This is a genomic window from Streptomyces sp. NPDC030838, assembly GCF_055572035.1.
In genome coordinates, this window is the sequence record NZ_JBVIED010000014.1 from 103,970 (window position 1) to 121,624 (window position 17,655).

General features: G+C 70.9%; 15 protein-coding genes. 1 reads left to right on the forward strand and 14 read right to left on the reverse strand.

Features of this window, described 5'->3' with window-relative positions:
* Positions 1-8 precede the first annotated feature (8 nt).
* The 14 genes from ACZ42A_RS30095 to pyrR all read right to left on the reverse strand — a co-directional run bounded on the left by ACZ42A_RS30095 (position 9) and on the right by pyrR (position 16,717).
* A complete protein-coding gene (locus ACZ42A_RS30095; protein ID WP_468530438.1) occupies positions 9-2,156 on the reverse strand; it encodes a primosomal protein N' in 2,148 nt (715 codons plus the stop codon).
* 204 nt (positions 2,157-2,360) lie between these two features.
* Positions 2,361-3,569 (reverse strand): methionine adenosyltransferase, encoded by a 1,209-nt coding sequence (gene metK, locus ACZ42A_RS30100; RefSeq protein WP_468530439.1) that lies wholly within the window; start codon positions 3,567-3,569, stop codon positions 2,361-2,363.
* 263 nt (positions 3,570-3,832) lie between these two features.
* The gene (coaBC, locus tag ACZ42A_RS30105) at positions 3,833-5,035 is read right to left on the reverse strand and encodes a bifunctional phosphopantothenoylcysteine decarboxylase/phosphopantothenate--cysteine ligase CoaBC (protein WP_468530440.1); all 1,203 of its coding nucleotides are present in this window, start codon (positions 5,033-5,035) and stop codon (positions 3,833-3,835) included.
* A 111-nt stretch (positions 5,036-5,146) separates the two neighbouring features.
* Positions 5,147-5,419, reverse strand: a complete 273-nt coding sequence (rpoZ, locus tag ACZ42A_RS30110) for a DNA-directed RNA polymerase subunit omega (RefSeq protein WP_004933985.1) — start codon at positions 5,417-5,419, stop codon at positions 5,147-5,149.
* Positions 5,420-5,509: 90 nt separating this feature from the next.
* Positions 5,510-6,067 (reverse strand): guanylate kinase, encoded by a 558-nt coding sequence (gene gmk, locus ACZ42A_RS30115; protein WP_468530441.1) that lies wholly within the window; start codon positions 6,065-6,067, stop codon positions 5,510-5,512.
* A gap of 58 nt (positions 6,068-6,125) precedes the next feature.
* Positions 6,126-6,449, reverse strand: a complete 324-nt coding sequence (locus ACZ42A_RS30120) for an integration host factor (RefSeq protein WP_003977346.1) — start codon at positions 6,447-6,449, stop codon at positions 6,126-6,128.
* 290 nt (positions 6,450-6,739) lie between these two features.
* Positions 6,740-7,585 (reverse strand): orotidine-5'-phosphate decarboxylase, encoded by an 846-nt coding sequence (gene pyrF, locus ACZ42A_RS30125; protein ID WP_468530442.1) that lies wholly within the window; start codon positions 7,583-7,585, stop codon positions 6,740-6,742.
* The gene (locus ACZ42A_RS30130) at positions 7,582-8,688 is read right to left on the reverse strand and encodes a quinone-dependent dihydroorotate dehydrogenase (protein WP_468530605.1); all 1,107 of its coding nucleotides are present in this window, start codon (positions 8,686-8,688) and stop codon (positions 7,582-7,584) included. The genes pyrF and ACZ42A_RS30130 overlap by 4 nt, the downstream gene beginning before the upstream one ends.
* A 78-nt stretch (positions 8,689-8,766) precedes the next feature.
* Positions 8,767-12,075, reverse strand: coding sequence for a carbamoyl-phosphate synthase large subunit (gene carB, locus ACZ42A_RS30135; protein ID WP_468530443.1), 3,309 nt, complete (start codon positions 12,073-12,075; stop codon positions 8,767-8,769).
* A complete protein-coding gene (gene carA, locus ACZ42A_RS30140) occupies positions 12,068-13,210 on the reverse strand; it encodes a glutamine-hydrolyzing carbamoyl-phosphate synthase small subunit (protein WP_468530444.1) in 1,143 nt (380 codons plus the stop codon). Before carA ends, carB begins: the two co-directional genes overlap by 8 nt.
* A complete protein-coding gene (locus ACZ42A_RS30145) occupies positions 13,207-13,785 on the reverse strand; it encodes a PH-like domain-containing protein (protein ID WP_468530445.1) in 579 nt (192 codons plus the stop codon). The genes carA and ACZ42A_RS30145 overlap by 4 nt, the downstream gene beginning before the upstream one ends.
* Positions 13,782-15,068 carry a dihydroorotase gene (locus ACZ42A_RS30150; RefSeq protein ID WP_468530446.1) on the reverse strand — a complete coding sequence of 429 codons (1,287 nt, stop codon included), beginning with the start codon at positions 15,066-15,068 and terminating at the stop codon, positions 13,782-13,784. The genes ACZ42A_RS30145 and ACZ42A_RS30150 overlap by 4 nt, the downstream gene beginning before the upstream one ends.
* 5 nt (positions 15,069-15,073) lie before the next feature.
* Positions 15,074-16,054 (reverse strand): aspartate carbamoyltransferase catalytic subunit, encoded by a 981-nt coding sequence (locus ACZ42A_RS30155; protein ID WP_468530447.1) that lies wholly within the window; start codon positions 16,052-16,054, stop codon positions 15,074-15,076.
* A gap of 90 nt (positions 16,055-16,144) precedes the next feature.
* Entirely contained in the window at positions 16,145-16,717 is a 573-nt protein-coding gene (gene pyrR / locus ACZ42A_RS30160; RefSeq protein ID WP_468530448.1) for a bifunctional pyr operon transcriptional regulator/uracil phosphoribosyltransferase PyrR, read from the reverse strand.
* Positions 16,718-16,993: 276 nt separating this feature from the next.
* On the opposite strand from pyrR, the gene bldD reads away from it, so the two are divergent.
* Positions 16,994-17,497, forward strand: coding sequence for a transcriptional regulator BldD (gene bldD / locus ACZ42A_RS30165; protein ID WP_086170636.1), 504 nt, complete (start codon positions 16,994-16,996; stop codon positions 17,495-17,497).
* The last annotated feature ends 158 nt before the right edge of the window (positions 17,498-17,655 follow it).

The window sequence follows — 17,655 nt, forward strand, 5'->3', positions numbered from 1 at the left end:
GGTGCGGCTCACCCGATGTTCGGCGGATCGATCCGCACCCGGACCACCGCCTCGCTGCCCCGGGCCATCCGCGCCGCCTGAGTGGCCTTCAGGGCGGCCGCCAGCGCGGCCCCGCGCCCCGGCGGCACTCGGATCAGCGCCCGCTCCCAGTGCTCCCCCGGCGGCGGTGCTCCCGGCCGCCGGGGGCGTCCCGGAGCGGCGACGGGCACTGGCACCGGCCCCAACACCTCGGCCTCGGACGGCAGTTCGACCATCGCGAGGAACTCCGCGACCGCCTCCGCCGTACCCGACACCGCCGCCATCCGGGACACCGGCGGGAACCCCAGCTCGGCCCGCTCGGCCAGCTCTCGCACCGCATGCCCGACGGGATCCCAGCGCACCAGCGCCTGCACGGGCCGCAGCGTCGGCTCGGCGACGATCACGACGGTCCCCCCGGCACCCTGGGGCCGCACCAGCGCACCGGCCGCGATCCACCGCCGCAGCGCGTCCTCCCCCGCGCGCAGATCCGGCCGCCCCAGCATGGCCCAGCCGTCGAGCAGCAGCGCCGCGGCGTAACCGCCCTCCGCGACGGGCTCCGCGCCCGGCGTGCTCACCACCAGCGCGGGCGCCCCCGGCACCGTGTCCAGCACATGCTCGCGCCCGGACGTCCGCACCGGCACCGCCGGGAACGCCCGCCCCAGTTCCTCCGCGGTCCGCCGCGCGCCCACGACCTGCGCCCGCAGCCGGAAGGACCCGCACTCCGGGCAGTGCCAGGACTCCTCCGCCCGCCCGCACCACCCGCACCGCAGCGCCCCGGCGTCCTGGGCCTCCAGCGGTCCGGCGCAGTGCCGGCACCGGGCGGGCTCGCGGCATCGGGCGCAGGCCATCCGAGGCACGTATCCCCGCCGGGGCACCTGCACCAGCACCGGCCCGTGCCGCAGCCCCTCCCTGACGACCTGCCAGGCCAGGGTGGGGAGCCGGGCCGCGCGTGCGGCCTCGTCCCGCGCCAGGTCCTGGTCGCCCACGGTCCGTACGAGCGGAGCGGCGGCCCGCACCTGCTCGCGCCCGGCGACCAGCGGCCGCGCCCACCCGCTCTCCACCAGCTGCGCGGCCTCCACGGTGCAGCTCCACCCGCCCAGCAGGAAGGCGCACTTGTCCTGGGCGGCGCGCAGCAGCAGCACTTCCCGCGCATGGGGCTGCGGCGCGTGCTGCTCGCTGTGGCTGTCGTCCCCGTCGTCCCAGAGGGCGACCAGCCCGAGATCCCGCACCGGCGCGAACATGGCGGCGCGCGTCCCGACGACGGCCCGCACGGACCCTCTCCGTACGGCCAGCCACTCGCGATACCGCTTCTCTGGCCCGGCGTCGGCGGTGAGCAGCGCATGCCGCCCCTCCCCGAGCAGGGCCGTGAGCGCGGCGTCGACGCGTGCGGCGGCCCGTCCGTCGGGTACGACGACGAGCACGCCGCGACCCGAGGCCAGCGTCGCGGCGACGGCACGAGCCAGTTCCTCGCTCCACTCCGGCCCGGGCAGCGCGTTCCACACGGCCCGTGGCGCGCCCCCGGAGGCCAGCGCCGCCAGGAAGGCCGCCCCCCGCTCGTACCGCGCCCAGGACCCCGGCTCCGGCGCCGCCGGCGGCGGCAGCGGGGCGGGCGACGGCCGCTGCTCGGCCCGCGCGCTGCGCGGCGGCACGGCGAGCTGCAGCACATCGGCGAGACTGCCCGCGTACCGATCGGCGACGGCCCGGGCCAGCCCCAGCAGCTCCTCGCTCAGCACGGGCTCGGGCGACACCACCTGGGCCAGCGCGGCCAGCGGTCCGGAGTAGTCGGACTCGGCCCGCCGCTCGACGAGAAACCCGTCGATCAGCCCGCCGCCCTCGCGACGCCCTTCCCGCACCCGGTGCCGCCCGGCCCCGAACCGCACCCGCACCCGCACGCCCGGCTGTGCGACGGCGTCCAGCTCCTCCGGCACCGCATAGTCGAAGTACCGGTCGAGATGCAGCACGCCCTTGTCCACGAGCACCCGCGCCACGGGCAGCTCCTTGGCCAGCGCGGCCCCCCGCCAGGTCCGCGGCTTGGCCCGCGGCTCCTTGGCCTTGCGCACACTCTCCCGGATGAGCGCGAGCTGCTCCGGCGGCGCACCCTCCGCGCCCCCGCCGCCCCGACCGTTCTCGCTGCTCACGCTTGCATTCTTACCAAACCCCACTGACACCGGCGCATGGCCCGAGATCACCTCGGCCCCGGATCAACGCCACACGGCGCTTCCGCCATAGACCACTCGGGCCGGGCCGGCACGTCCGGACGGCGCTTTCCGTTCCCGGAACGCGCCGAGGCCCGGCACCCCCGAAAGGGCGCCGGGCCTCGTGAGCATCGTCAGGCTCAGGCCTTACAGACCCGCCGCCTCGCGCAGCGCGTCCACGCGGTCCGTGCGCTCCCAGGTGAAGTCGGGGAGCTCGCGGCCGAAGTGGCCGTAGGCCGCGGTCTGGGCGTAGATCGGGCGGAGCAGGTCGAGGTCACGGATGATGGCGGCCGGACGGAGGTCGAAGACCTCGTCGATGGCCTTCTCGATCTTCTCGGGCTCGACCTTGTGGGTGCCGAAGGTCTCGACGAAGAGACCGACCGGCTCGGCCTTGCCGATGGCGTAGGCCACCTGGACCTCGCAGCGGCCGGCCAGGCCCGCGGCGACCACGTTCTTCGCCACCCAGCGCATCGCGTACGCCGCCGAGCGGTCCACCTTGGACGGGTCCTTGCCGGAGAAGGCACCGCCGCCGTGCCGGGCCATGCCGCCGTAGGTGTCGATGATGATCTTGCGGCCGGTGAGGCCGGCGTCGCCCATCGGGCCGCCGATCTCGAAGCGGCCGGTCGGGTTGACCAGCAGGCGGTAGCCCTCGGTGTCCAGCTTGATGCCCTCGTCCAGCAGGGCCTTCAGCTCCGGCTCCACCACGAACTCGCGGATGTCGGGAGCGAGCAGCGAGTCCAGGTCGATGTCGGAGGCGTGCTGGGAGGAGACGACGACGGTGTCGAGGCGGACCGCCTTGTCGCCGTCGTACTCGATGGTGACCTGCGTCTTACCGTCCGGGCGCAGGTAGGGGATCGTGCCGTTCTTGCGGACGTCCGACAGGCGCTTCGACAGGCGGTGGGCCAGGAAGATCGGCAGCGGCATGAGCGTCGGCGTCTCGTCCGTCGCGTACCCGAACATCAGGCCCTGGTCACCGGCGCCCTGCCGGTCCAGCTCGTCCTCGTCGCCCTCGACCCGGGTCTCGTACGCGGTGTCGACGCCCTGCGCGATGTCCGGGGACTGCGAACCGATCGACACCGACACGCCGCAGGAGGCGCCGTCGAAGCCCTTCTTCGAGGAGTCGTAGCCGATCTCCAGGATCTTGTCCCGGACCAGCTGGGGGATCGGCGCGTAGGCCTTGGTCGTGACCTCACCGGCCACGTGGACCAGGCCGGTCGTGATCAGGGTCTCGACGGCGACCCGGGAGGTCGGGTCCTCGCGCAGCAGCGCGTCGAGGATGGTGTCGCTGATCTGGTCAGCGATCTTGTCGGGGTGACCCTCGGTCACGGACTCCGAAGTGAACAGGCGACGGGACACAACGCTCCCTGTGGTTGCAGCGGCTGCTGGCTGATCATTGGTGGACGGGACGGGGCTGCGCCCGGCGTCATCCTGGAACAGTTTATCGGTCGTGCTCCGCCGCGGGACCACCTGTCTCGCCTCTCGGGAGTGCTGTGACCTGCGGCACGGGCATTCTGCCCAATGTTGCGCGGCATTGGCCAGGGGCGCCACGCAGCTGTTGCCGGGGCGTGGGCGGCGTGCTGCATCGCCCCGGCGGAGCGGTGGCGGGCGCCGGAGGGCCGTCAGCGCAGGCGCTCGGCTACGAGGTCCCACACGGTTTCGGCCAGTTCCTCCTTGGGCCCGTGTGGGACGGGGATCTCGCCGCCGTCGGCGGCCAGCACGACGGCCTCGCTCTCCTCGGCGCCGAAGGTCTTGCGCTCCCCCACCTCGTTCACCACGAGCAGATCGCAGCCCTTGCGTTCGAGCTTCCTGCGGCCGTTGGCCAGGACGTCGTCCGTCTCGGCGGCGAAGCCGACGATCACCTGGCCGGGGCGGGCCCGTTCGGCTGATATCTCGGCGAGGATGTCGGGATTGCGGACCAGGACGATCGGCTCCGGGTCCTGCCCGTCCTTCTTCTTGATCTTCCCGGCCGCGTACGTCGACGGGCGGAAGTCGGCCACCGCCGCGGCCATGACGACCGCGTCGGCGTCCGAGGCGGCCTTCAGCACCGCCTCGCGCATCTGTACGGCGGTGCCCACGGAGACCACGTCCACCCCGGCCGGGTCCGGCAGGGCGGTGTTGGCGGCGATCAGGGTGACCCGGGCGCCACGCGCGGCGGCCGTGCGGGCGAGGGCGTAGCCCTGCTTGCCGGAGGAGCGGTTGCCGAGGAAGCGCACCGGGTCCAGCGGCTCACGGGTGCCGCCGGCGCTGACCACGACATGCCGGCCGGCGAGGTCCGGCTCGCGCACGCCCCGGGCCAGCACCCGGCGGCAGACCTCGAAGATCTCGGCCGGCTCGGGCAGCCGCCCCTTGCCGGTGTCGACGCCGGTGAGGCGGCCGACGGCGGGCTCGATGACGACCGCGCCGCGCCGGCGCAGCGTCGCCACGTTCTCCTGGGTGGCCGGGTGCTCCCACATCTCCGTGTGCATCGCGGGGGCGAAGACGACCGGGCAGCGGGCGGTGAGGAGGGTGTTGGTCAGCAGGTCGTCGGCGAGGCCGTGGGCGGCCTTGGCGAGCATGTCGGCGGTGGCGGGGGCGACCACGACCAGGTCGGCCTGCTGGCCGATGCGGACGTGCGGCACCTCGTGGACGTCGTCCCAGACCTCCGTGGAGACGGGGTTGCCGGAGAGCGCGGACCAGGTGGCGGCGCCGACGAAGTGCAGGGCGGACGCGGTGGGGACGACCCGGACGTCGTGCCCGGACTCCGTGAGCCTTCTCAGCAGCTCACAGGCCTTGTACGCGGCGATGCCACCGCTGACCCCCAGAACGACCTTCGGCTTGTCCACCGTCGCTTCTCCCCGAACCTCGGAAACGTGACCACCCCCATGAGACACCACAGGCCCGGCAGTCGTACTACCGGGCCTGTGGAAAAGTCAGCTGTGAGCTGATCGTATGACTTACTGACCGGGGCCCTCGACGGCCTCGGAGGTCAGCAGCCCCGCGTTGATCTCGCGCAGCGCGATCGAGAGCGGCTTCTCGTGAACGTGAGTGTCGACGAGCGGACCGACGTACTCGAGGAGACCCTCGCCGAGCTGCGAGTAGTACGCGTTGATCTGGCGGGCCCGCTTGGCCGCGTAGATCACGAGGCTGTACTTCGAGTCGGTGGCCTCGAGGAGCTCGTCGATCGGCGGGTTGATGATGCCCTCGGGCGCGGAGATGGAAGAGGACACGCTCTACCTTCCGATGGATGGGAAAGATTCAGTCCGTGTGATTGTCCGGGTGGTCGTCCGAGTGATCTCGGTCTGCATGACCACGGACGATCACACGACGTTCATCAAGGCTAGCAGCTCACGCGCGACGTCCTGGACGGAGGTGTTGACCAGCGTCTCGTCGAACTCGGGCTCGGCGGCGAGTTCGACCTTGGCCGCGTCCAGCCGGCGTTCGATCACCTCGGGCGGTTCGGTGCCCCGGCCGGTCAGCCTGCGCACCAGCTCCTCCCAGGAGGGCGGAGCCAGGAACACCAGCTGGGCCTCGGGCATCGACTCGCGGACCTGCCGGGCACCCTGGAGGTCGATCTCCAGGAGGACGGGCTCGCCCGCCTCCAGGCGCTCCAGCACGGCCGCACGCGGCGTGCCGTAGCGGTTGCCGGCGAACTCGGCCCACTCCAGCAGCTCGCCGTTGGCGATCAGCTTGTCCATCTCCTCGTCGGTGACGAAGAAGTAGTGGACTCCGTGCTGCTCGCCGGGGCGGGGCTTCCGGGTCGTCGCCGACACCGAGAGCCAGACCTCGGGGTGTTCCTTGCGCATATGGGCGACGACCGTGCTCTTGCCGACCCCGGAGGGTCCGGAGAGCACGGTCAGCCGCGGACGTTCACTCATGCAGCGATTATTCCAGCAATCCCGGAGTGCCCGAGACCACGCCCGGGCGAGCCGGGTTTCAGGAGCCGGTGCTGCCGAATTCGCGCTCGAGGGAGGCGATCTGGTTGGAACCGAGACCGCGCACGCGGCGGCTCTCGGAGATGCCGAGTCGCTCCATGATCTGCTTGGCGCGGACCTTGCCCACGCCCGGCAGGGACTCAAGGAGGGCGGAGACCTTCATCTTGCCGATGACGTCGTTCTCCTGGCCCTGCTTGATGACCTCGTGAAGGGAGGCGCCGGAGTGCTTGAGTCGATTCTTGACCTCGGCCCGCTCCCGGCGAGCCGCGGCGGCCTTTTCGAGCGCGGCTGCGCGCTGTTCGGGGGTAAGGGGCGGAAGAGCCACGCCTACGTCACCTCGGATGTCGAACTGTCGGATACGGACCGGTGAGGAACCTAGTCGCCCCACACCTGGGGAGCCACGAGCAACACGCTTGCCCGTCCTCCCCCACTGCCTTGAGGGGCGTGGGAGGTGCCCCCACACGTCGGAGACTAGCGGTCAAGTCCGCCAGAGTCAGCGAGAACAGAGGAAAAGTCCTGGTCAGCCTCTGTCAGGACCGGATATTTCAGACATACTGCCCTGGATTTGAGGATGTATCCAGCCTCAAGTCGACCCCGGAGGACCCGGTGGGGGTCTCAGACCGACGTCACCGCGGTCCTGATCTCCTCCGCGAACCGCTCCGCGGCCGACCTGAGGGCAGCCACATCGGGACCGTGACGCAGAACACCCCGGCTGACGTTCGGCACCACATTGCGCACCGCGGCACCGAAGACCCGGGGAAGGCCGGCCGCGGTGGCCCCCTGGGCGCCGATGCCGGGGGCGAGCAGCGGACCGTTGATCGCCAGGTCGTACGAGGACAGGTCGCCCAGCGTGGCGCCGACGACCGCGCCGAAGGAGCCCAGCGGCTCCGCTCCGGCGTTCTCGGCCGCGAGGTGGGCCAGCATGGTCGCACCGACGTTACGGCCATCCGCGCGGACGGCGTGCTGGACCTCGCCGCCCTCCGGGTTGGAGGTCAGCGCCAGCACGAAGAGCCCGGTGCCGTTCTCCCGTGCCAGGTCCACGGCGGGCTTCAGGGAGCCGTAGCCGAGGTACGGCGAGACGGTCAGCGCGTCGGAGAAGAGCGGGGCGTCCTTGCGCAGGAAGGACTCGGCGTAGGCGGCCATGGTGGAGCCGATGTCGCCGCGCTTGGCGTCCATGACGACCAGCGCGCCGGCCGCGCGGGCCTCCTCGACCGCCTTCTCCAGGACGGCGACGCCGCGCGAGCCGAAGCGCTCGAAGAACGCGCTCTGCGGCTTGAGGACGGCGACCCGGTCGGCCATCGCCTCGACGACCGTGCGGCTGAACCGCTCCAGGCCGGCCACGTCGTCGTTCAGGCCCCACTCGGCGAGCAGGGAGGCGTGCGGGTCGATGCCCACGCACAGCGGGCCGCGGTCGTCCATGGCGCGGCGCAGCCGGGCGCCGAAGGGCTCCAGGGGGCTCATACGGTCTTCCTCACGTCGGCGCCGACCGCGTCGGCGAGGGTGGCGTAGGGGCTCTGGCGCAGCCGCACGGCGAGGCCCTTGTGGATGGCGCGGCCCCAGAAGGGCCCCTCGTAGATGAAGGCGCTGTAGCCCTGCACCAGCGTGGCGCCGGCCAGGATGCGCTGCCAGGCGTCCTCGGCGTTCTCGATGCCGCCGACGCCCACGAGGGTGATCCGGTCGCCCACGCGCGCGTAGAGGCGGCGCAGCACCTCCAGGGAGCGGGCCTTCAGGGGCGCCCCGGACAGCCCGCCGGTCTCCTTGACGAGGGAAGGTTCGGATTTCAAACCGAGACCGTCGCGCGCGATGGTGGTGTTCGTGGCGATGATCCCGTCCAGGCCGAGTTCCACGGCGAGGTCGGCCACCGCGTCGATGTCCTCGTCGGCGAGGTCGGGCGCGATCTTGACCAGGAGCGGGACGCGCCGCGTGGTGACGGTACGGTCGGCGGCCTCGCGCACGGCGGTCAGCAGCGGGCGCAGCGCCTCGGTGGCCTGGAGGTTACGGAGTCCGGGCGTGTTGGGCGACGACACGTTCACGACGAGGTAGTCGGCGTAGGGGGACAGTCGCTCGGCGGACTTCACATAGTCCAGGACGGCCTCCTCCTCCGGCACGACCTTGGTCTTGCCGATGTTCACGCCCACGACGGTCTTGAAGACCGGCGTACGGGAGGCCAGGCGGGCGGCGACGGCGAGGGAGCCCTCGTTGTTGAAGCCCATGCGGTTGATCAGCGCCCGGTCGGCGACCAGCCGGAACAGCCGCTTCTTGGGGTTGCCGGGCTGTGCCTCCCCGGTGACGGTGCCGATCTCGACGTGGTCGAAGCCGAGCATCGCCATGCCGTCGATGGCGACGGCGTTCTTGTCGAAGCCGGCGGCGAGCCCGAAGGGCCCGTGCATGCGCAGCCCGAAGGCCTCCGTGCGCAGCTCCTTGTAGCGGGGTGCGAGCACGGCCGCGACGAAGGTGCGCAGGACGGGGATGCGCACGGCCAGGCGGATCCAGCGGAACGCCAGGTGGTGGGCCTGCTCCGGGTCCATCCGCTTGAAGACGAGGTTGAAGAAGATCTTGTACATCGGTGTCCTCATGACAAAGCTCATGGACGAGCCTCATGAAGAGGGGGACACCGTTTCCGGTGTCCCCCTCAAGGGCTGCTAGTCGCGGGCCGCGGTCAGGAATTCCGCGTGTTCCTGGAGCGATCGGACGCCCACGTCGCCGTGGTTGAGGGCGTCGATGCCCTGGACGGCGGCGGCGAGCGCCTGGACCGTCGTCAGGCACGGCACGGACCGCGCCACGGCCGCCGTACGGATCTCGTAGCCGTCGAGGCGGCCGCCGGTGCCGTACGGGGTGTTGACGATGAGGTCGACCTCGCCGTCGTGGATGAGCTGGACGATGGTCCGCTCGCCGTTCGGGCCGGTGCCCTCGGACTGCTTGCGCACGATCGTGGCGTTGATGCCGTTGCGCTTGAGGACCTCGGCGGTGCCGGAGGTGGCCAGCAGCTCGAAGCCGTGGGCGACCAGCTCGCGCGCCGGGAAGATCATCGAACGCTTGTCGCGGTTGGCGACCGAGATGAAGGCGCGGCCCTTGGTCGGCAGCGGGCCGTAGGCGCCGGCCTGCGACTTGGCGTACGCCGTGCCGAAGACCGAGTCGATGCCCATGACCTCACCCGTGGAGCGCATCTCCGGGCCGAGGACGGTGTCCACGCCGCGGCCGTGGATGTCCCGGAAGCGGGACCACGGCATGACCGCCTCCTTGACGGAGATCGGCGCGTCGAGCGGCAGCTCGCCGCCGTCGCCGTGCTTCGGGAGCAGGCCCTCCTCGCGCAGCTCGGCGATGGTCGCGCCCAGCGAGATCCGGGCGGCGGCCTTGGCCAGTGGCACCGCGGTCGCCTTGGAGGTGAAGGGCACCGTGCGCGAGGCGCGCGGGTTGGCCTCCAGGACGTAGAGGATGTCGCCCGCCATCGCGAACTGGATGTTGATCAGGCCGCGCACGCCGACGCCCTTGGCGATGGCCTCGGTGGAGGCGCGCAGGCGCTTGATGTCGAAGCCGCCGAGCGTGATCGGGGGCAGGGCGCACGCCGAGTCGCCGGAGTGGATGCCGGCCTCCTCGATGTGCTCCATGACGCCGCCGAGGTACAGCTCCTCGCCGTCGTAGAGGGCGTCGACGTCGATCTCGATCGCGTCGTCGAGGAAGCGGTCGACGAGCACCGGCCGGGTGGGGCTGATCTCGGTCGACTCGGCGATGTACGCCTCCAGGCGCGCCTCGTCGTAGACGATCTCCATGCCGCGTCCGCCGAGCACGTACGACGGCCGGACGAGGACCGGGTAGCCGATCTCGTCGGCGATGGCCTTGGCCTCGGCGAAGGTGGTGGCGGTGCCGTGCTTGGGCGCCGGCAGACCGGCCTCCTTCAGCACGCGGCCGAAGGCGCCGCGGTCCTCGGCGGCGTGGATGGCCTCCGGGGACGTACCGACGATCGGCACCCCGTTGTCCTTCAGCGCCTGCGACAGGCCCAGCGGGGTCTGGCCGCCGAGCTGCACGACCACACCGGCGACCGGTCCGGCCTGCTGCTCGGCGTGGACGATCTCCAGCACGTCCTCGAGCGTCAGCGGCTCGAAGTACAGGCGGTCGGAGGTGTCGTAGTCGGTGGAGACGGTCTCCGGGTTGCAGTTGACCATCACCGTCTCGTACCCGGCGTCGCTCAGCGCGAAGGAGGCGTGGACGCAGGAGTAGTCGAACTCGATGCCCTGGCCGATGCGGTTCGGGCCGGAGCCCAGGATGATCACCGCGGGCTTCTCGCGCTGCGCGACCTCGGTCTCCTCGTCGTAGGACGAGTAGAAGTACGGCGTCTTGGCGGCGAACTCGGCGGCGCAGGTGTCGACCGTCTTGTAGACCGGGCGGATGCCGAGCGCGTGGCGGACCTCGCGGACGACATCCTCGCGCAGGCCGCGGATCTCGCCGATCTGCTGGTCGGAGAAGCCGTGCCGCTTGGCCTCGGCCAGCAGCTCGCGGGTCAGTTCCGGGGCCTCGGCGATCTCGTCGGCGATCTCCTTGATGAGGAAGAGCTGGTCGACGAACCACGGGTCGATCTTGGTGGCCTCGAAGACCTCCTCGGGCGTGGCGCCCGCGCGGATGGCCTGCATGACCGCGTTGATCCGGCCGTCGGTCGGGCGGACCGCCTCGCGCAGCAGCTCGGCCTTGTCGCCGGGCTCGCCGACGAAGGTGAACTGGCTGCCCTTCTTCTCCAGGGAGCGCAGCGCCTTCTGGAAGGCCTCGGTGAAGTTGCGGCCGATGGCCATGGCCTCGCCGACCGACTTCATGGTGGTGGTCAGCGTGGAGTCGGCCTGCGGGAACTTCTCGAAGGCGAAGCGGGGCGCCTTGACGACCACGTAGTCGAGCGTGGGCTCGAAGGAGGCCGGGGTCTCCTGCGTGATGTCGTTCGGGATCTCGTCGAGTGTGTAGCCGACGGCGAGCTTGGCGGCGATCTTGGCGATCGGGAAGCCGGTCGCCTTGGAGGCGAGCGCCGAGGAGCGGGACACGCGCGGGTTCATCTCGATGACGATGACCCGGCCGTCCTCGGGGTTGACCGCGAACTGGATGTTGCAGCCGCCGGTGTCGACGCCGACCTCGCGGATGACGGCGATGCCGATGTCGCGCAGCACCTGGTACTCGCGGTCGGTGAGGGTCATCGCGGGGGCGACGGTGATGGAGTCACCGGTGTGCACGCCCATGGGGTCGAAGTTCTCGATGGAGCAGACGACCACGACGTTGTCGTGCTTGTCGCGCATCAGCTCCAGCTCGTACTCCTTCCAGCCGAGGATGGACTCCTCCAGGAGCACCTCGGTGGTGGGAGACAGGGTCAGACCCTGGCCGGCGATGCGGCGCAGCTCCTCCTCGTCGTGGGCGAAGCCGGAGCCGGCGCCGCCCATGGTGAAGGACGGACGGACGACCACGGGGTAGCCGCCGAGCGTCTCGACGCCCTTGAGGACGTCGTCCATGGAGTGGCAGATGACCGAGCGGGCGGACTCACCGTGCCCGATCTTCTTGCGGACCTCCTCCACGACCAGCTTGAACTGGTCGCGGTCCTCGCCCTTGTGGATGGCCTCGACGTTGGCACCGATCAGCTCGACGCCGTACTTCTCCAGCACACCCTGCTCGTGCATGGAGATGGCGGTGTTGAGCGCGGTCTGGCCGCCCAGCGTGGGCAGCAGGGCGTCGGGGCGCTCCTTGGCGATGATCTTCTCGACGAACTCGGGGGTGATCGGCTCGACGTAGGTGGCGTCGGCGATCTCCGGGTCGGTCATGATCGTCGCCGGGTTGGAGTTCACGAGGATGACCCGCAGGCCCTCGGACTTCAGCACGCGGCACGCCTGGGTGCCGGAGTAGTCGAACTCGGCGGCCTGGCCGATGACGATCGGGCCGGAGCCGATGACCAGGACGGACTGGATATCGGTGCGCTTAGGCACGCTGGCCCTCCATCAGGGAAACGAAGCGGTCGAACAGGTAGGCGGCGTCGTGCGGGCCGGCTGCCGCTTCGGGGTGGTACTGGACGCTGAAGGCCGGCTTGTCGAGAAGCTGGAGGCCCTCCACCACGTTGTCGTTGAGGCAGACGTGGGAGACCTCGGCGCGGCCGTAAGGGGTCTCGGAGACCTTGTCGAGCGGGGCGTCGACGGCGAAGCCGTGGTTGTGCGCGGTGACCTCGACCTTGCCGGTCGTACGGTCCTGCACCGGCTGGTTGATGCCGCGGTGGCCGTACTTCAGCTTGTAGGTGCCGAAGCCGAGGGCGCGGCCCAGGATCTGGTTGCCGAAGCAGATGCCGAACAGCGGGGTGCCCCGCTCCAGCACGGCCTGCATCACGGAGACCGGGTGGTCGGCGGTGGCCGGGTCGCCCGGGCCGTTGGAGAAGAACACGCCGTCCGGGTTCACGGCGTACACGTCCTCGGCGGTCGCCGTGGCGGGCAGCACGTGCACCTCGATGCCGCGCTCGGCCATCCGGTGCGGGGTCATGCCCTTGATGCCGAGGTCGACGGCGGCGACGGTGAACTTCTTCTCGCCGATCGCGGGGACGACGTACGGCTCCTTGGTGGCGACCTCGGCGGAGAGGTCGGCGCCCTTCATCTCGGGGGCCTGGCGGACCTGGGCGAGCATGGTGCCCTCGTCGGGCAGCGCGTTGCCGGAGAAGATGCCGACGCGCATGGCGCCTCGCTCGCGCAGATGGCGGGTCAGGGCGCGGGTGTCGATGCCGCTGATACCGACGACGCCCTGGGCGGCCAGCTCCTCGTCCAGCGAGCGCCGGGAGCGCCAGTTGGACGGCACGCGCGCGGGGTCGCGCACGACGTAACCGGCGACCCAGATGCGCTTCGACTCGGGGTCCTCGTCGTTGACGCCGGTGTTGCCGACGTGCGGGGCGGTCATCACGACGACCTGGCGGTGGTAGGACGGGTCGGTCAGGGTCTCCTGGTAGCCGGTCATGCCGGTGGAGAAGACGGCCTCGCCGAAGGTCTCCCCCACGGCCCCGTAGGCACGGCCGCGGAAGATTCGGCCGTCCTCCAGGACGAGTACGGCGGGAACCTTGCTGGTTCCCCTGGTGGAGGTCGTCATCGTTCGGCGCCTTCCCTGGTGTTCGTTTCGATCATGGAGTTAATGACGTCGACCCACTCGTTGTGCTCCGCCGCGTGGTCGGAGCGGAAGCCGGAGTCGATCAGCTTGTCGCCGTGTGCCCAGGTCACGATGAGCAGTCCGCCCTCGGTGAGCACTTTTCCGGCGATGCCCTTGTCGAGCCGGGCCTCACGCAGCGCCGCGGCCGGGACGAAGAAGTCGGTCGCCCCGGGGCGTACGACGTCCAGTCCAGCGTCCGTCAGCGTGAGCTCGACCCGGCTGCGGGTGCCCAGGCCGTGCGCCACGATGCGGTCGAGCCACTGCCCGGCGGTGGTGGAGCCGTGGTAGCGGCCACTCATCGACAACACAGCCAGTTTCGCCTCGCCGGGGTCAGTCGGCGCGGTGGGGAGCTCCGGCAGGTCCCCCTGGAGGGTGCCCCGCCACTTCCAGCCCTCGCGCATCAGCCAGTAGACGAGCGCGACGAACAGGGCGAGACCGACGACCCAGCCGAGGCGGGCGGCCCAGTCGGTCACTTCCGCCGATTCCTTCTCGGCAGCCAGCAGGAGTACAGGTGTCACGTGAGCTTCCCGTCGACGAGCGTGGCCTTGCCCCGGAGCCACGTGTGCGTGACACGGCCCGGCAGCTCACGCCCCTCGTACGGAGTGTTGCGGCTGCGCGAGGCGAAGCCCGCGGGGTCCACGAGCCCACGGTATTCCGTGTCGACCAAGGTGAGGTTGGCGGGCTCACCAGCCGAGACGGGACGGCCGTGGCCCGTGGCCTGTCCGATCTGCGCGGGCTTGACGGACATCCGGTCGGCGACGCCGGCCCAGTCCAGCAGGCCCGTGTCCACCATGGTCGCCTGGACCACTGACAACGCGGTCTCCAGGCCGACCATGCCCATGGCGGCCGCGGCCCACTCGCAGTCCTTGTCCTCGTGCGGGTGCGGGGCGTGGTCGGTGGCGACGATGTCGATCGTGCCGTCGGCGAGCGCCTCGCGCAGGGCCATCACGTCGCGCTCGGTGCGCAGCGGCGGGTTGACCTTGTAGACCGGGTTGTACGTCCGGACCAGCTCGTCGGTGAGGAGCAGGTGGTGCGGGGTGACCTCGGCGGTGACCTGGATGCCGCGGGACTTGGCCCAGCGGACGATCTCCACGGAACCGGCGGTCGACAGGTGGCAGATGTGCACGCGGGAGCCGACGTGCTCGGCGAGCAGCACGTCCCGGGCGATGATCGACTCCTCGGCCACCGCCGGCCAGCCGCCCAGGCCCAGTTCGGCGGAGACGATGCCCTCGTTCATCTGGGCGCCCTCGGTCAGCCGCGGCTCCTGCGCGTGCTGGGCGATCACGCCGCCGAAGGCCTTCACGTACTCCAGCGCGCGGCGCATGATCTGCGCGTCGTGCACGCACTTGCCGTCGTCGGAGAAGACGGTGACGCCGGCCGCGGACTCGTGCATGGCGCCTAGCTCGGCGAGCTTGCTGCCCTCCAGGCCGACGGTGACGGCGCCGATGGGCTGCACGTCGCAGTAGCCGGACTCCTTGCCGAGGCGCCAGACCTGCTCGACGACACCGGCGGTGTCGGCGACGGGGAAGGTGTTGGCCATGGCGAACACGTTGGTGTAGCCGCCGGAGGCCGCCGCGCGGGTGCCGGTCAGGACGGTCTCGGAGTCCTCGCGGCCGGGCTCGCGCAGATGGGTGTGCAGGTCGACCAGGCCCGGCAGCAGCACCTTGCCGCCGGCCTCGACGACCTCGGCGCCCTCGGCGCTCAGGCCCGTGCCCACCTCGGCGATGGTCTCGCCGTCGATCAGGACGTCCCGCTCCTCGCCGCCGAGGACCTTCGCACCACGGATCAGGATCTTGCTCATCTGTCTTACTTCTCCTCGGCGGTACGGGCGTGGGTGACGGCGGGTTCGTTGCCGCCCAGCAGCAGATAGAGGACGGCCATGCGGATGGAGACGCCGTTGGCGACCTGCTCGACGACGGTGCAGCGGTCGGAGTCGGCGACCTCGGCGGTGATCTCCATGCCGCGGACCATGGGGCCGGGGTGCATCACGATGGCGTGCTCGGGCATCTTCGCCATGCGGTCGCCGTCGAGGCCGTAGCGGCGGGAGTACTCGCGCTCGGTGGGGAAGAACGCGGCGTTCATGCGCTCGCGCTGCACGCGCAGCATCATCACCGCGTCGGACTTCGGCAGGGTGCTGTCGAGGTCGTAGGAGACCTCGCAGGGCCAGGTCTCGACACCGACCGGCACCAGGGTCGGCGGGGCGACGAGGGTGACCTCGGCGCCGAGGGTGTGCAGCAGGTCGACGTTGGAGCGGGCGACCCGGCTGTGCAGGACGTCGCCGACGATGGTGACGCGCTTGCCGGACAGGTCCTGGCCGAGCCCGGCGTCCCGGCCGACCAGGCGGCGGCGCATGGTGAAGGCGTCGAGCAGGGCCTGGGTGGGGTGCTGGTGGGTGCCGTCGCCGGCGTTGATCACGGCCGCGTCGATCCAGCCCGAGTTGGCGAGGCGGTACGGCGCTCCGGAGGCGCCGTGCCGGATGACGACGGCGTCGACGCCCATGGCCTCCAGGGTCTGGGCGGTGTCCTTCAGGGACTCGCCCTTGGACACGCTGGAGCCCTTGGCGGAGAAGTTGATGACGTCCGCGGACAGCCGCTTCTCGGCGGCCTCGAAGGAGATCCGGGTGCGGGTGGAGTCCTCGAAGAAGAGGTTGACGATCGTGCGGCCGCGCAGGGTCGGCAGTTTCTTGATCGGCCGGTCGGCGACCCGGGCCATCTCCTCGGCGGTGTCGAGGATGTGGACGGCGTCGTCGCGGGTGAGGTCGGCGGCCGAGATGAGATGACGCTGCATCTGTCAGGCTCCGTAAGGCAGTTCATTCAGGAGATATGGGGCATACCGGGGCGCGCCTCGGCGCGCGGGAGCGCCGGTGCGCCTGGTCTGCTACTGGTCGGCCGGCTTCGCACCGAGCAGCACGGTGTCGCGACCGTCCTCCTCGGCGAGCTGGACCTTGACCGTCTCCCGCAGCGACGTGGGGAGGTTCTTGCCGACGTAGTCGGCGCGGATCGGGAGTTCGCGGTGGCCGCGGTCGACCAGGACCGCGAGCTGGACCGCGCGGGGGCGCCCGATGTCGTTCAGGGCGTCGAGGGCTGCGCGGATGGTGCGGCCGGAGAAGAGCACGTCGTCGACGAGGACGACCAGCTTGCCGTCGATGCCGTCACCGGGGATCTCGGTGCGGGCCAGCGCACGCGGCGGGTGCATGCGCAGGTCGTCGCGGTACATGGTGATGTCCAGCGAACCGCACGGGATCTTGCGTTCGGTGATCTGCTCGAGCTTGGCGGTGAGCCGCTGGGCGAGGAAGACGCCTCGGGTCGGAATGCCGAGGAGCACCACGTCGTCGGCGCCCTTGGCGCGCTCGACGATCTCGTGGGCGATGCGGGTCAGTACCCGCGCGATGTCAGGGCCTTCGAGAACAGGCCTCGCATCGGACGCTTGCGCGTTGGCGTGCGTGTCCATACGAAACGGACCTCCTTCTCCGCCTCACGGGACGGACCTTAAAGGACGTCGGGATTGCGCCATCTACGGTAGCAGGCGCGCACGACACCCCGGATCACCCCCTCCCGAGTCCCCGATTTCACCCGTTCGGCCCAGTCGGCCGCCGATACCACGGAAGAGTCGGTGTGGACCATTCGGCTTGACGCAGGAGAGTCACGCTGCGTAACCTCACAGTGAGTTACCAACCGCGCGGCGGGGATCACGCCAGTCGCGTCGACACAGTGTCCGGGGAGCTATATGTCCAGCGAATACGCCAAACAGCTCGGGGCCAAGCTCCGGGCCATCCGCACCCAGCAGGGCCTTTCCCTCCACGGTGTCGAGGAGAAGTCCCAGGGACGCTGGAAGGCCGTGGTGGTCGGTTCGTACGAGCGCGGCGACCGCGCCGTGACCGTGCAGCGCCTCGCCGAGCTGGCGGATTTCTACGGCGTTCCCGTGCAGGAGCTGCTTCCGGGCACCACCCCGGGCGGCGCCGCCGAGCCGCCGCCGAAGCTGGTCCTGGACCTGGAGCGGCTGGCCACCGTGCCGGCCGAGAAGGCGGGCCCGCTGCAGCGGTACGCGGCCACGATCCAGTCCCAGCGCGGTGACTACAACGGCAAGGTGCTCTCGATCCGCCAGGACGACCTGCGCACACTCGCCGTCATCTACGACCAGTCGCCCTCGGTCCTCACCGAGCAGCTGATCAGCTGGGGTGTGCTGGACGCGGACGCGCGCCGCGCGGTGGCCACGCACGAGGAGAGCTGAGCGCTCCACAGCGTCAGCAGAAACGTGCCGCCGGGGGGGGGGGGGGGGGAGGGGGGGGGGCACCCCCCCCCCCCCCCTTCGGAGCCCCCCGACGCCCCAAGGGCCACGAAGAGAGTCCGTGCCAGAGGGCTGCAACCCAGTTTTTTTTGCTGCTTTGT

Excerpts from the sequence above, each read along its gene's own strand:
- gmk (WP_468530441.1), bottom strand. The coding sequence starts at position 6,067 with ATGAGTGAACGTCCGCGGCTGACCGTGCTCTCCGGACCCTCCGGGGTC.
- pyrF (WP_468530442.1), bottom strand. The coding sequence starts at position 7,585 with ATGAGCCCCCTGGAGCCCTTCGGCGCCCGGCTGCGCCGCGCCATGGAC.
- ACZ42A_RS30130 (WP_468530605.1), bottom strand. The coding sequence starts at position 8,688 with ATGTACAAGATCTTCTTCAACCTCGTCTTCAAGCGGATGGACCCGGAG.
- carA (WP_468530444.1), bottom strand. The coding sequence starts at position 13,210 with ATGACGACCTCCACCAGGGGAACCAGCAAGGTTCCCGCCGTACTCGTC.
- ACZ42A_RS30150 (WP_468530446.1), bottom strand. The coding sequence starts at position 15,068 with ATGAGCAAGATCCTGATCCGTGGTGCGAAGGTCCTCGGCGGCGAGGAG.
- ACZ42A_RS30155 (WP_468530447.1), bottom strand. The coding sequence starts at position 16,054 with ATGCAGCGTCATCTCATCTCGGCCGCCGACCTCACCCGCGACGACGCC.
- pyrR (WP_468530448.1), bottom strand. The coding sequence starts at position 16,717 with ATGGACACGCACGCCAACGCGCAAGCGTCCGATGCGAGGCCTGTTCTC.
- bldD (WP_086170636.1), top strand. The coding sequence starts at position 16,994 with ATGTCCAGCGAATACGCCAAACAGCTCGGGGCCAAGCTCCGGGCCATC.